Raw genomic sequence first — 15400 nt, 5'->3', positions numbered from 1 at the left:
GACTGAAGTCCTCGCTACCAACCTGATAACGGTTATTTGACCGGACACGATCTTAATTACCAGAAAGAATTGATTTAAAGCCAGAACCCTGATCTGGAGAAATTAAAATCAGACGATTCATTACTCCAATCCTCTTCCTTCTACGTAGATGTCGCCCTCAAGCTGTCAACTGTCAACTGTCAACTGTCAACTGTCAACTGTCAACTGAAAGAGGAATATTTGTTTTCCGATTTAAGTCCTGGAAAGCCAAAAAGTTTGTAGGTTAGTTGTGGAGCAAATCTAAAATTTCAAATCGATCGCATCAGAAGCAGTCGCGCTGTCGCCGATCGCCTCCGACGACGATAGATTGTAGTAAAATCGGTGGCTAATCCCCAAACTAACTTGCTTGAGCACCCAATACAAAACAGCAATGACGACAAATGTTGCAGCCATTACGACAACCGGACGCTTACCAATCAAATCATTCATGACGGTGTTAACCAACGCATCGGGATTCGTCAGAATGTCCCAAGTGTTGAAGCGGATAAATCGCCCTAAATAAATGCCGATCGCCGAAAGTGCGTGTATAGTTATCTCCGTTACCAGAATAAATCTACCCCAACCCTGTTGCTTCAGATAGTAACCCAAAGCCATCACCGACAGTACATAGGCCTCAAATCCCGCCAGCATAAACGCCAGATACTGCGGAATTAAAGCCAGAGTTACAGTCCACTCCGAGTACCCATATTGAATCTGGCGGATCAGATGAATAATATCAGTTAAAACGTAGGGCGCATTGGGCAAAAATGCGATAAACGCCAGAAAACCGCCCCACCAGCGGAGAGAGCGAACTCCGCGCTGTCGCAGTACCCAGATGTCTACAGCCATCAGCACGATCGTAATGGCGATCGCCCCCAAAACGTAAGTTTTGCCCACATCCTGCACAATGTGCCTCAGATAGGACAAAACATGGCGGGTACTGGGCACAAAAGTAGCGCCCAGAAGCACCCATGTACCCCACAGCAGCCAGCGCGATCGGGGTTTGCGGAACAGCCAAAAACTCAGCGCCAGCGGTAGTAAACCTAAAAATAAATTCCAAGACATCCAGCGGACATTGTGTCCCATTGCTTCGAGCGCTTCCAGGATTAATCCCATCATGTTAATTTTTATACAGTTAAAGGTTTGAGGCAGCACCGCTTTCTCAGCAGCTTGAATCTATCTTAGTCGCTATAGCAGAAGGAAGAGTTGACAGTTGACAGTTGACAGTTGACAATTGACAGTCTGATTTGTAGGGTGCGTCAGCTCGCCGCTTCTGGCTCCCCACCTAAAAATTCGGCCATGAGCTGACGTACCCTACCACTATGGAGTCAATCTAAAATCCCAAATCGAAGCTCCGCACCCTACTACTGATAGCTTTTGCCGATCGGAATTTCAATCTTAAAAGTCGTTCCCTGTCCCATTTGGGAAATACACTCAATCTTACCCTTGTGCTTTTCTACCACAATCGAGTGCGCGATCGACATTCCCAGCCCCGTACCTTTCCCCACAGCTTTTGTGGTAAAAAACGGGTTACAAATGCGATCGACAATCTCATCGGGAATGCCCGTACCGTTATCCGAAATTTCCACCATCACAGTGTTTTGCGGCGTTACACCAGTCCAAATAGCAATCCGCCCGGGATTTGTCTCCGATCGCGGAACCGACAATTTTTGATATCGTTCTTCAATCGCATCAATGCCATTAGCAAGAATATTCATAAACACCTGATTCAATTGGCTCGCATAGCACTCCACCGGCGGCAGTTTCCCGAACTCCTTAATTATTTCAATTTCCGGGCGGCTGTCCCCACTCTTCAAGCGATGCTGCAAAATTAACAAAGTGCTATCAATTCCCGCGTGAATATCAACGGGCTTCATTGCCGATTCGTCCAGCCGCGAGAAATTTCTGAGGGACAAGACAATTTGCCGGATGCGCTCGGTTCCTACCTGCATCGAACCCACAAGTTTTCTTAAATCCTCTGCCATAAATTCCAAATCAATCTCTTGAATGCGATCGACAATTTTTGGATTAGGTTCGGGATACTCATGTTCGTAAAGAGTCACCAGATCGATCAACTGTGTAGTATATTGCTTGAGATAATCAATGTTAGCGTGAATGAAGTTAACCGGATTATTAACTTCGTGGGCGATGCCTGCAACTAATTGCCCCAAAGAAGACATTTTTTCAGTTTGAATGAGCTGAGATTGAGTAGAGCGCAATTCCAGCAGCGCTGACTCTAACTCTCTGGATCTCGATCTTTCTCGCGCCTCGCTTTGTCGCAGATCTTCATCTGCTTGTTTACGAGTCGTAATATCCTGGGAAAATCCAATTATTACCTTGGGCTGACCTTCAGAATTCCTGCTAAAAATACTATCCCTACTTTGCAGCCAAAAGCATTGATTGTCTGCGCCCTGCATCCGGTACTCAATTTCCAGAACTTTGCCATCCTCAATTCCTGCAAAACTCGCGTGATGTTCCAGAACTTTTGACAAATCTTCGGGGTTCATTAACTGAGGAATCAGTGACGCACCCATCGCTTGAATTTCGTCAAAGCTATAGCCCAAAATCGTGCCAATAGAAGAATTAGCATAGACATTTCGCTGTTCTTCCAAGTCGTAGAGATACAACATACCGGGAGTAGCATCGGCGATTTTTTTAATGAACTGCTGGCTGTCTTGCAAAGCTAATTCAGCTTGCTTGCGATCCGTCACATCAATGGTGATGCCGTCCCAAAGAAGATCGCCATTTTTTTTAGCTTCAGGACGCGCAATTACCTGAAACCAGCCAATTTTGCCAGAAGGCAGCACCAGCCTTCCTACCCACTGCCAAGGTTGCAAATTTTGCGCTGAAATAGTAATAGATTCTTCATAACTTTGGCGGTCGTCTGGATGAATTAAATCTATTAGTAAATCCGCATTTTGTAAAACAGCTTCGGGTTCTAACTCAAACATTTCTAGGGAAGCAGGACTCATGTAAGGGAAACTGACAGAGCCATCTGAACGCAGCAAACATTGATAAATCATTCCCGGCAAATTAGCCGACAGCTTTTGAAATTTTGCCTCGCTTGAACGCAGTGCTTCCTCTGCTTGTTTGCGCTCCGTAATGTCAGTAATTGAACCAACAATGCGGACTGCTTTTCCAGATTCGTCCCACAAAGCTTGTCCCCGACAGAGTATCCATTTGTAGGAGATGTTGTAGCACCACAAGCGGTATTCGATGATGTAATGGGGTGTTGTTCTGTCTAAATGGTCTTGGAAAGCCTGCATTACTAAGTCTAAATCGTCGGGATGCGTCATCCTGTTCCATTCGTCAAAGTAATCGAGATTTGGGCTTTGTTCGTATCCGGTGATTGCCTTAAAGCGATCGGATAGGAATATTTCTCCGGTGTGTAAGTTCCAGTCCCAAATACCATCATTATTGCCTTTGAGCGCTAACTGCCACCGTTCTTCTGTTTGGAGCAATTGAGCTGTTCTTCTTTCTACTCTATTTTCTAGTTCTTGATTAAGCTGTTTGAGACTTTCTTCTGCTTGTTTGCGCTCGATCGCAATTCCTGCTAAATGCCTGACAGTTTCGATCGATTCCAGCTCAAAATTTTGGGGAGCGCGCGGTTCGGCGGAATACATGGCGAAAGTCCCTAAAACTTTGCCGACCGACGATAAAATCGGACTAGACCAGCAAGCTCTCAGTCCAAAAGTAAAGGCTAAATCTCGATAATTTTCCCACAAAGGATCGGTAGCAATATCTGTAACGATCACTTGTTCGCGGCGGTAGACAGCAGTGCCGCAGGAACCGACATCCGGGCCGATGGCTGCACCATTAACAGCAGCATTGTAACTTTCCGGCAAACTCGGCGCCGCTCCGTGCAGCAAATGTTGACCGTCTTCATCTAACAGCAAAACCGAACCCATGACATCTCTCGATTGCTGTTCGACAATTTCAATTAATGTATTTAAAGTATCGCTCAGAGAAGCGCCCTGAGCAATCATTTCTAAAATTTGTTTTTGACCGCTCAACCAATTTTCAGATTGCTTGCGCTGCGTAATGTCGCGGGCTACCAAGAGAACCGTATTTTCTTTCATGGGCGAAATGTTAGCGAAAAACCACTTTTGTTCGCTGCCAATTTGCAGGTTATATTCAAAACTACTGATTTGATTCGTAGCGAGGGCGAGGCGAATTTGCTTCAGAAACATTTCTGCTTTTTCTGGATCAAATATATCGCGGGTTTTTTGTCCGATAATTTCGGCCGGTGGCTTGTACAAAAGTTCGGGATTTGTGGGGGCAATTTTCAGGAAGCGTCCTTCAATATCCAGCACCAAAATCACGTCATTCATGGCCGCAAACAAAGCTAGCAATTCTGATTCAGATGCTTGCAGGGCGATTTCAGCTTTTTTGCGATCGCTAATGTCTGTACCTACCGACAGGATCCCGATCGATCGCCCTTGGGCATCGAGCAAAGGTTGGTTTCTCCAGGCTACCCAGGCTTTTTCGCCATTGCGGCGGATGTTTTGATTTTCGTGTTTGAAGTATTTGTCCGGCTGTGCCACACAGTCTCGAATCATTAGGGCTAAATGATTTTCCGACAAATTAGCCGGATCTACAATTGTGCCGATCGCACTTTTGCCAATTATTTCTGATTCTAAATACCCAAAAAAAGTTTCCGCAAACTCATTAAAAAAAGTAATCTTACCTTCGCTATCTAACTGCACAATAATGCTGTTAGCATTCTCCACCAATTGCCGGTACTTAGCTTCGTTCGCGCGCAATTTCGCAGTGCCGTAGACCCAGCTAAAGGCCACCGCCCCGCAGAAAACAGCCAGCAAGCAGCCGCCAAACAGCAACCACCCCCGCAGCGGCGAATTCTTTTGCCATCCTCCCGCCGGAATTGCTGCCAACTGCCAGGAACCGTTGGGCAAGGTCACTTCCAGAACCACGGGATTGTTCTCAAAAATCGACTTGTCGCCGAAAAACACGTCGCCGGACTTTCCCCTCCCGTCTTTGCCCCGCACAGCGTATTGCAGCTTGGCTGAGGAATCGTTGAGTCCTGCTTCTTGCAAAAGTTCATCTTGGTCGATCAGAACCCCTATCAAGCCCCAAAAAACCCCTGTTTCGGGTTCTGCGCCGGGGGGGGTGAGAAAAATGGGCGATCGACCGATAAAACCCAAATTCCCCGCCAATAATTTCACTGGCCCAGCCAGCACAGTTTTTCTAGTGGCGATCGCCTCTTCGACCATTTGGCGCTGTTGGGGTACCCTTGTCAACTCAACCCCGATCGCCTGTTCATTGCCTTGAAGCGGATACATATAAGCAATGGTTGTGCCTTTAACTAAACCTAGGCTGCGAATTCCCCTTTGCTGTGCCATGAGAATTCTCGCCATCGCTGCAAACTCAGCTTCGGTGATGTTTGGGTTGTTGGAAACGTAAGCCACCAAACCGCGCATCAAAAACAGCCGGGAATTCAAAGAGCTTTCCAGCTTAGAACGGACTGTGCTGAGCTGATCGAGCGTATTAGCGCGGCTGTACTGCAAAAATCGCTGTTCTTCCGATCGGTCTAAAATGCCCACTCCGACCAAAATTGCTACTGATGTGGCAATTGCTGCTAAATAAGGTGAAATTTGGAATTTTTTAATCTTAAAGTATTCCATTGGCCAGCGCTTAAGCTACATTTTTCAGTCTTTAGATAGATTTATTTTAATTCGATTTTTCTAGGCAGATGCAAAATTTCCGGCATACCGGGCTTTTGGCAAGCCTGCGCGAGTTTGTTTTGTGTTGTAAGCCGTACTGCATTTAACTTGTATATTTCAATTCCCTCTCCCATTCTCCCCATTGGTTTCAACTTAAGGTCAAAAACCTTTGTATTTCTCGTTCGCAGCCGAGGCCTGATCCCCCTAAATCCTCCTTAAGAAGGGGGACTTTGAGTGCTTCTTGTCGGAGATCACCCTAAATCCCCCTAAATCGCCCTTAAGAAGGGGGACTTTGAGCAATTTCTTGTCCCCCCCTTTTTAAGGGGGGCTAGGGGGGATCTGTCTTAACCCAAGCGTATTGGGATTTATTCGTTAAAATAGGGTTAGCAATAATTTTTGTCAGCGCTGTAAATCTTCATAGAGGCAATTTGATGCAGGAACAGTTGATGGAAGCGATCGCACCTTATCGCGATCGAGTAGATTATTTAGAAGTTCGCCTCGAAAAAAGCGAGTCAACGGCAATTAGTTTTCGCGGCCCTCAGTTAGATGCTGTCAACCGCAGTTTCAGTCTCGCCGGCGGCATCCGCGCCTGTCACAAAGGCGGCTGGAGTTTTGTAACTTTTAACGGTTTAGCTGAGTTAAAAGCTCGGATTGAAGAAGCTGTCGTGCAGTCTCGTTTAGTTGGCAGCGAAAAAACTGTACTAGCAGATGTCACGCCGATTCAAGATTATGTAGCGGTGGAATTGGGCCACGATCCGCGATCGATCACTCTAGCAGAAAAGCGCAAGTTGCTCGAATCTTACAACCAGTTGCTGTTAGATTATGACCCGCGAATTCAGACGACAATGGCGGGTTACAGCGATCGATTTGGGATTACTTATTTTGTGAATTCTCAAGGTACTTCGATCGCTCAGGAGCGTTTGGATGTCACCGGACGCTTCGGGGCGATCGCCCGCAATGAAGATGGTGTCGTCCGTCAAGGCTTTGAGTCGATTCATTCGCGATCGGATTACGATGTCTTGACAAATATTGAAGATCGTGTTAAGAGTGCGGCGGTTCGAGCTGTCAGCCAACTAGAGGCAAAACCGGTCAAAGGCGGTCAGTATCCGGTGATTTTAGACCCTTATTTGTCGGGGGTGTTTATTCACGAAGCTTTCGGGCATTTGTCGGAAGCAGACGGCATTTACGAAAACCCGAAAATGCAGGAATTGCTGACTTTGGGTAAGCCTGTGGCGATCGAACAATTGAACGTAATTGACGACGCAACTTTGCCGGGATTGCCGGGAACTCTCAAATACGACGACGAAGGTGTGCCGGCTCAGTGCAAGCATTTAATCAAAAATGGAGTTTTAGCAGCGAGGATGCACAATCGCGAGACTGCGGGCAAAATGGGCGAAGCTCCGACGGGAAATGCGCGGGCCCTGAGTGCTACTTTTATGCCGTTGGTGCGGATGACTAATACGGCGATCGAATCTGGCGCACATTCTTTTGATGAAATGGTGGGCGACATTGAGGAAGGAGTGTATGCAGTGCGGATGTTGGGAGGACAAACCAACGGCGAAATGTTTACCTTTGCGGCGGCTGAAGGCTTCATGATTCGCGATGGCAAATTGGCCGAACCGGTGAGTGATGTCACTTTAAGCGGCAATGTATTTCAGACTTTAAAGGATATTGAGGCGATCGGCAACGACTCAGTTTATGCCTACGGCGGCTGCGGCAAAGGTGGCCAAAGCGGTTTACCCGTCAGCGTCGGCGGCCCCCATTTGCGAATTAAAAATGTTGTAGTCGGAGGAAGGTAATCATTAGCCATTAGTCATTAGCCATTAGTCATTAGTCATTAGTTATTAGTTCAAAACTTACGCAACTGGCACAGGGTGAGGGCGTACTCACGCCCTCACCCATCACCCATCACCTTAACCAGTCCGGGGCACTGACAAGTTGACAAACGACTCCAAATCTACTATTGACTTTCACTCCCGCTGAGTGCGATGCCGCAGGCTACCGCTACCAAATGCGTAAATTTCCGCCCATCAATTCGCACAACGAATCAGCTTAACTTTTACTGATTTCGCGTTCTTATAGCCAGTTTAATTCCCCTTAACTCGCCTTCATCTGTACCCGATCGCTCTGCTTAATGGGAATCTCAATCACAAATTCTGCACCTTGATCGAGCTGCGAAAAACACTTCAAATCTCCGCCGTGCTTCTCCACCACAATCTGATAGCTGATCGATAATCCCAAGCCAGTGCCATCACCCACAGGTTTAGTTGTGAAGAAAGGACTAAACAGCCGCTTTCTTACATCACTCGTTATCCCCTGCCCATTGTCTTTAATACTAATCCTTACCCAATCCTGATTCACTATAGAAGTACGAATCGTAATCGTACTAGGCTGGTTTTTAATTTGCTCCTGGCTGCGTTTTTTATCATAATCATTCAAGGCATAAATGGCATTGCTTAGCAAATTCATAAATACCTGATTCAACTGACCGGCATAACATTCTATTTTTGGCAAATTTCCGTATTCTTTAATAGTTTGAATAGACGAAGAATTCGGCTTAGCATTGAGCTGACTCTGCAAAATTACTAGAGAGCTGTCGATTCCCTCATGAATATTAACGGGTTTCATCTCAGCTTCGTCATGGCGCGAGAAGTTCCGCAAAGTTAGCACAATCTGACGGATACGTTCAGCCCCCACTTCCATCGAAGACAGCATTCTCGGCAAATCTTCTTTAATAAATTCCAGATCTATTTTTTCAATTAAAGCCTCAATTTCCGGGTAATTATAGGCATAGTATTGCTCGTAAAGCTTGATTAAATCCAATAGCTGCTGAGTATACTCATTGACATAAATTAAGTTGCCATAAATAAAGTTAACGGGATTATTAATTTCATGGGCAACACCAGCAACGAGTTGTCCTAAGCTAGACATTTTCTCAGTCTGAATAAGCTGAGATTGGGTGCGCTGTAAATTTTGCAGTGCCAGTTCTAGTTGGATGGCTTTTTCTCGCTCTCGCGCTTCCGATTGCCGTAATTTCTCCTCTCTTTGTTGGCGGGAACGCTCGTTTTCCTTTAGCTGTTTTACATGGGACAATGTTTTGTTAATTGTAATTTATAAATCCTGAAAATCTATCGGCTTAGTCAAAAAATCAAAGGCTCCACCGTTCATCGCCTTTCTAATATTTCCCAAGTCGCCATAGGCAGATATAACTACTATTTTGACCATAGTAACTAGCTCGTTAAGTTTTGCGAGCAAAGCCATGCCATCCATGACTGGCATATTAATGTCTGTCAGTATAATATCTATATCCGGCTGCTTTCGCAACATTGAAAGCGCTTCTACGCCATTGTGTGCAAAAAAAACTTGGTATTCTCCTGTGCGGATCTTTTTTCTAAATTTCTGGGAAATTAAAGATTCTAAATCTGGCTCGTCATCCACAAATAATATTTTAGCTGGCATATTGCCAGCAATTCCGGTTGTAGGCGACATTTTTTGAACTCCTTAAATTGATTAACTTAGTCCAAGTAATATTTATATACTTTAAGTTCCATTGTAGATTATTTCAGGAGGAATGAAAAAGCTGATTTCTGCAATCCCAAACCGGATGGCTGGAATAGGGGCTGAGTTTGTTAGAGGGCGATTGATTAGCTCAAGTCGAGTTCAGCCTTAGTTTGTCTGATTGGAATTTCAATCCAGAACTCCGCTCCCTCCCCCACCTCTGAAAAACACTTCAATGCACCCCCATGCTTCTCCACTATAATTTGGTAACTGATATAGAGACCCAAACCAGTACCCTGACCTACAGGCTTAGTGGTAAAAAAAGGTTCACAAATACGATCTTTCACGTCTGCGGTCATTCCCAGTCCATTGTCCCGAATTTGAATGATGACACGGGAGTTTTCCTCTAGCAGAACAGTGCGAATAGTAATGGCGAACGGGGGAGCCGGAATGTCATCTGACGATCGTTGTTTTTTGTACTCATTCAAAGCATCAATCGCATTAAAAAGAATGTTAATAAACACCTGGTTGAGTTCTCCAGCATAGCATTCCACTAAAGGCAGATTGCTGTACTCCTCGATCACTTGAATCTCTGGACGTGCTGCCGTTGTTTGAAGTCGATTATCCAAAATCAGCAGGCTGCTTTTGATCCCTTCGTGAATGTCAACAGCCTTGATGTTAGCTTCATCCAGCCTTGAGAAGTTACGCAAAGACAAAACAATCTTGTGAATGCGGTCAACACCACATTTCATCGAAGCTAGAACTTTGGATAAATCTGCTATGATAAATTCTAAATCTATGGCTTCGATTTCAGTTTGAATCTCAGCACAGGGAGGGGTATACTGCTGCTGATAGAGATGTAGCAGGTGCAGTAGGTCTTGGATATAATCACTGACGTGGTTAATATTGCCGTAGATAAAGTTGGTGGGGTTATTGATTTCATGAGCAATTCCGGCAACCAATTGACCCAAAGAAGACATTTTTGCCGTCTGAATTAGTTGAGCTTGGGTCTTTTTTAGCTCTTGCAGACCTTCTTGTAAATACTGAGCTTGTTCTCTCGCGTGAGCTTCTGATTGCCGCAAGCGCTGGTTTTCTTTTAGCTGTTGTACGTGGTGCAGCGTTTTGTTGATGGTAATTTCTAAATCCTGCAAATCTATCGGCTTAGTCAGAAAGTCAAAGGCACCTAAGTTCATCGCATTTCTGATGCTTTCCATGTCACTATAGGCTGACATAACTACTGTTTTGAGGAGGACATCTATCTGATTAAGTCTAGAGAGTAAAGTCAGACCATCCATTTCAGGCATATTAAGGTCGGTCACTACCATATCTATATCTGGATGTTCTTTTAATCTTTCCAGCGCTTCTACGCCATTACGAGCAAAAAAAAGCTGCCATTCTTCCGCGCGAATCTTTTTTCTAAATTTCTGCAAAATTAGATATTCTAAACTTGACTCGTCATCTACAAACAGTATTTTTGCTGACATATTAATCTCTCAGTTGCTAGTAGAACGCAGCAGGTATAAAAATTTAGCAATCTAGAAGAACATAAGGACAATGCAACATAGCAGTTTTCAATTGGGTGAGGTACTGCTTTTAATTAGCAATTATGTTTCATTGTGAATTCACCCCAAATTGATGATTTTATTTTTGACCATCTCAAAATTAACAGGCTTAGTAATATAGTCATCGGCTCCATAAGCCATTGCGGTTTGGTAATTTTTATCATCTCCATAAGCGGTAATCATAAAAACTTTTAGAGCGGGAAATTTTTCTTTGGTAATTCTGAGCAGTTCTAGCCCATTCATCCCCGGCATATTAATATCCGACAAAATCAAGACAATGGAAGCTTCTTTATGGTTTTCTAAGTAGTCTAATGCCGCCTCTGCTGACAGGGCAAAATAAAATTGTATTTGCCCTGCTTTGATTTCTTTTCTAAATTTTTGCTTGAACAATGACTGAATATCTTCCTCATCGTCTACAACCATTACTTTCATTTTTTTTACTCCTTAAATGTGGCTATTTTTTTCGGCAATGTGATGATAAACTCTGTGTAGTTTCCTACTTCTGTTTCAACTTTTAGTTCTCCGCGATGTTGCTGGACGACAACATCATGGCTGATAGAAAGACCTAGCCCAGTACCTTCTGCTGGTGGCTTTGTAGTAAAAAATGGATTGAAAATTTTATCGAGTACCTCTGGCATTATACCTGGGCCATTATCCCGAATGCGGATTTCAATCCGGCTGTCGAAATTTCGAGTTTTCACGTCAAGTACAGGTGAAAATCCTTCTCCCCTTTCTTGTTTCTCTTTATGAAGTGCATAACAAGCGTTGCTAACAATGTTAAGAAAAACCCTAGCTATGTCTTGTGCTACGACATCAACTTTGCCAATATTATTGTCATAGTCGGTTTCTATGGTAATGTTAAAAGTAGTTTCCTTCGCTCGCATACCGTGATAGGCTAGATTGATATATTCGGCCAATAAACTATTTATATCTGTGGGCTCCCAATGCCCGCTTTGTCCCCTGGAATGCAAAAGCATATTGCCAACTATTTTGTCGGCTCTTTCACCGTGTTGATGAATTTTTTTAAGATTTTCTTTGAGATCGGTTAATAGCTCGGCAATATATTCATTTGTTTCGGGTTCTAACCGTTCTCCTTGATTTCCCAATTCTTCAAACAGTTCGTCGGTTAATTCGGCAGAAACTTCTGAGAAATTGTTGACAAAGTTTAATGGGTTTCTGATTTCGTGGGCAATCCCTGCTGTTAAACTACCCAGAGAAGCTAGTTTTTCTTGGACAATAATCTGATTTTGCATGGCTCTGAGATTTTCTTCGATTCGCTGGCGCTCTTCAATTTCCTTTTGCAGTTGTTCTACAGTCTGGGTGAGTTCAGATGTACGCTCCTCGACTTTGATTTCTAGTTCATCATTAGCCTGTTGTAGGGCTGCCTGGGCTTGCTTGCGATCGGTGATATCGCGGACGATCGCAACATATTCTTGCAGATCCCGATTAGAAACGGAAGCATCTTGAGAGAATCGGTCTGAGATAGCAACTTCCAGAATCCGCGAGTCTCCATCGCGTAGCTTGAGATTTTGTTCGCTACGACTGAGCCACTGCTCTGGCTGAGCTGCTAATCCCGGTAGTAATTTGTTCAGGTGAGACCCAATTAGCCGAGTAGCATCTATTCCGAAGACGCTTTCAGCAGCGGGATTAGTCTGACGAATTATACCTTTTTCATCCAGCACTACAATAGCATCTAGGGCGATCGTAAATAGCTGTTCTGCTCCCTCTCGTGCTTCGTCCATTGAGATGACTTGGGGTAAGCTTGTCCAGCAGGCAACGGCCACCCCCACAAAAACAACTGTCAGGAGTAGCACTACTAATAGATTCCAACCAACACTAGAGTTAGCATATAATTTGAGGCCAAAAATCCAGCCGACAGCAACGGCGCTGACGATTAGCAAGATCAAAACTACAACCTGATAGGCTACAAAATCTGGGATTTTAACCTTGCTACTGTTGCGGTAACGCTGAATCCACCACGACGGATGGAAGGGGGCAAAGGCAATGCGACTCATCCCTGCATCCACTGCTAAAATGGCAAGGGGAAACAACAACCCAATGATAAAGTCTTGCCAGCCCCAAGCCAAGCCTCCGACGACTAGAACTACCGCATCTACTACGAAGAATGCCAGCGACCACCAAGGCCACCGAATTTCTGGCCTACCCCGCCGCAGCCACAGTGACAGATGGAACAGAGTCAGGCACACAACCAAGCCAACATTAGTAATTGCCACAAGCCGAGGCACATTTCCCCAAGCTAGACAGATTAAACTGAGAACCAAAACTAGGACAAGGCCCGATCCAAATACACCCCGTCGGGATACAACTGCGAATGTTGGCGAAATATGTCCATCTACGGCAAGTTGGTACAACATCCGAGGGCAGTTGGAAACTATGGTCGCGCAACTCAGAAGACAGCTAGCGATAACTAGAAAGGTGACAAGGGTGGGAACCCAGGGCCCCCATAATGCCTGACAGGCCGCTAGTACATTCAAGAATATGTCGTCCTTCAGACTGGGTTCGGTGGCCAAGCGCATTAGTACCCAAGCGCCTCCTAAAATCACAGGTGGCATCCCCAGTGCGGAAGTTTTGAGAAATTGTAAGGTTTTAGTAGGGTTGCGGCTATCGGCGACGAAACTGGCGGCGGAGTCAGCGCAGCAGTAGCTGTATGTACCAAAGTAAAACCATTTAGCCCAGTCGATAAAGGTGAATTCCGGCCAAGTGGTGGGGAAAAAGCCGGGACTGTCTGGGGAAAAAGCTAACCAAAACAGACCGTAAATGGAAAAAATTAATAATATGCCGACTGTCGGCAGCACAAAAAAGGCGTGGAGAATACTTAAGGCGCGAGTGCCGCTGAATGTCAAAATGAAGGGTAGGAGCGTGAAGGTAATAGCTAGTAAAGCTTCAGGACAGCTAAAACCTAAACTATTAAGGTTGACTTTGATGAGTTGCGTGATGACGATCGCAGAAATTGGCAGTGTTGCTACCCAGCTTAAAAAGTAGCCGATCGCTGCATAGCTTCCCAGACCGGGATAATTTTTCAGTAGTTTAGTTGTATAATTGGGCGTTCCCCCAGCCATGTCTGGGAAATGCTCGCCGATGCGTTTTACTTGTAGGTTGAGCATCATACCGACGAGGATACCGGGCAACCAGACGAAGATGGCGCTAGGCCCAATTGCTGCTTGGATGGCTGGGGCGATGGTAAACCAATTGGCGTGGGCGGTGAGACCAAAGCCCGATGTTTCGACGGCACTCAGGCTTCGGGGCAGGCGCATGAGCGATCGGCTGTTAAGATTTTCTATTGGGGAAGGCTGAGCTGGTTCTGAGTGATAGCCGTTTTCTGGCTGGTGTCGGATGTCTGTCGCCATCAATTTTACCTATTATTTTTGGGATTTTGCAGTCACTACCCCGATGTTCAGCTTTATAGATCTAAATTTTTTTTGTTAAGTATTGTTCCTAGTCTTAAATTTTGGCAAAGCAGCCTTTCCCAGTCAACCAGGAAAATCTATCTCCATCCATCTTCAATATTACATTCAATATTACATTTTATTTGTGACTTCTGACTTTTGCAAATTTCGCGTTCTTTTAGCCATGCCGTTGAGGCTTCCGCTAAATCGTTGGGTGTTTCGGGGATTCAGGCATTACATAGAAATTGCCTAGAACTTACGCAACTGTCACAGCTCCGTATACCAGCCCCATAAAAATAGACAATAAATATCGGAACTTCGGCAAGTTTTAGTTGCTCAATTAAATATTTTGATAGTAATTTTTGTTTAATTTTATATATTGTTTGACGATTTTTATCCGCTAAAGTTTTGACAACCAACCCACAAAAATTCATGGCAAGGTATAGGATTTATTGGAATTATAGCTAGACGGCACTGCCAATATTCTCTCCCGGTTAGTTGCTTGATTTCCCTAGGAAATTGCTCAATTTTCCAACGAATAGCAAACAGTTTTTGTAGGTAATTTGTGCTGGATTTAGTCCGGTAGTTTGTCGCGACTGTCCACTTGTCAGTGCCCCGGACTGCTTAAATTAATGCGTGAGGGGGCGATCACACCCTCACCATGTGCCAGTTGCGTAAGTCCTGTAGTTAATTAGGATCGCGAATTAAATAATTTACACAAGTTTGTGGGGTGGGCGGGAGAGCCCGCCCTTTCTGGACGGGCGAGACGCCCATCCCACAAAAACAAAAGTATAAGTTATTAAATTTTCATTCCTTAGTAGGGTGCGCCGAGGCGCAATTTATTACCAGAAAGAATTGGTTTAAAGCCCCAAGCCTGATCGGGAGAAATTAAAAGAAGACTATTCATTACTCCAATCCTCTTCCTTCCAGTTAGAGGTCGCCCCGCGTGCGGTCAACTGTCAACTGTCAACTGTCAAGTGAATACAGATAGTGTAAAAATAGAAGGAATACAGCGTAAGTATTGTTCTTCCCTCTTCCCTCTTCCTTCTGACTTCATAACTTACGCAAAAAATTGTTCAATCCGCTATTGGTAGAGTCTCTGTGGGCCGAGGCGCACCCTACAGATAGAGTTTGTGCCTCCAGGAGTGTTCCCTCTTCCTTCTTTCTTCTTCCTTCTCAATAAAAAACCCCGGTTTCTTGAAGAAACCGGGGTTTTTTCTACCAACTAACAGAG

Annotated in this window: 6 protein-coding genes and 1 pseudogene; 1 reads left to right on the top strand and 6 read right to left on the bottom strand. The window is 44.8% G+C overall.

Going from position 1 to position 15400, the window contains the following annotated elements; genetic code table 11:
• Positions 1–279 precede the first annotated feature (279 nt).
• Positions 280–1137, bottom strand: coding sequence for a DUF1361 domain-containing protein (locus QUB66_RS14720; protein ID WP_265237106.1), 858 nt, complete (start codon positions 1135–1137; stop codon positions 280–282).
• 245 nt (positions 1138–1382) lie between these two features.
• Positions 1383–5660 (bottom strand): PAS domain S-box protein, encoded by a 4278-nt coding sequence (locus tag QUB66_RS14715; RefSeq protein ID WP_332968313.1) that lies wholly within the window; start codon positions 5658–5660, stop codon positions 1383–1385.
• Positions 5661–6130: 470 nt separating this feature from the next.
• Here QUB66_RS14715 and QUB66_RS14710 point away from each other — a divergent pair, with 470 nt between their 5' ends.
• Positions 6131–7498: a TldD/PmbA family protein gene (locus tag QUB66_RS14710; protein WP_332968315.1), complete on the top strand. Its 1368-nt coding sequence runs from the start codon at positions 6131–6133 to the stop codon at positions 7496–7498.
• Between the two features lie 298 nt (positions 7499–7796).
• Here QUB66_RS14710 and QUB66_RS14705 read toward each other — a convergent pair.
• The 4 genes and pseudogenes from QUB66_RS14705 to QUB66_RS14690 all read right to left on the bottom strand — a co-directional run bounded on the left by QUB66_RS14705 (position 7797) and on the right by QUB66_RS14690 (position 14127).
• Positions 7797–9158 (bottom strand): annotated as a pseudogene (locus QUB66_RS14705) (response regulator).
• 185 nt (positions 9159–9343) lie between these two features.
• The gene (locus QUB66_RS14700) at positions 9344–10681 is read right to left on the bottom strand and encodes a hybrid sensor histidine kinase/response regulator (RefSeq protein ID WP_332968316.1); all 1338 of its coding nucleotides are present in this window, start codon (positions 10679–10681) and stop codon (positions 9344–9346) included.
• A 138-nt stretch (positions 10682–10819) separates the two neighbouring features.
• Complete coding sequence (locus QUB66_RS14695; RefSeq protein WP_332968318.1) at positions 10820–11191, bottom strand: response regulator; 372 nt, start codon at positions 11189–11191, stop codon at positions 10820–10822.
• A gap of 5 nt (positions 11192–11196) precedes the next feature.
• The gene (locus QUB66_RS14690; RefSeq protein ID WP_332968320.1) at positions 11197–14127 is read right to left on the bottom strand and encodes an amino acid permease; all 2931 of its coding nucleotides are present in this window, start codon (positions 14125–14127) and stop codon (positions 11197–11199) included.
• Positions 14128–15400 lie beyond the last annotated feature (1273 nt).

It is taken from the genome of Microcoleus sp. A2-C3 (assembly GCF_036706065.1).
Taxonomy (GTDB): Bacteria; Cyanobacteriota; Cyanobacteriia; order Cyanobacteriales; family Microcoleaceae; genus Microcoleus.
This window is presented reverse-complemented; position numbering and strand designations above follow the sequence as displayed.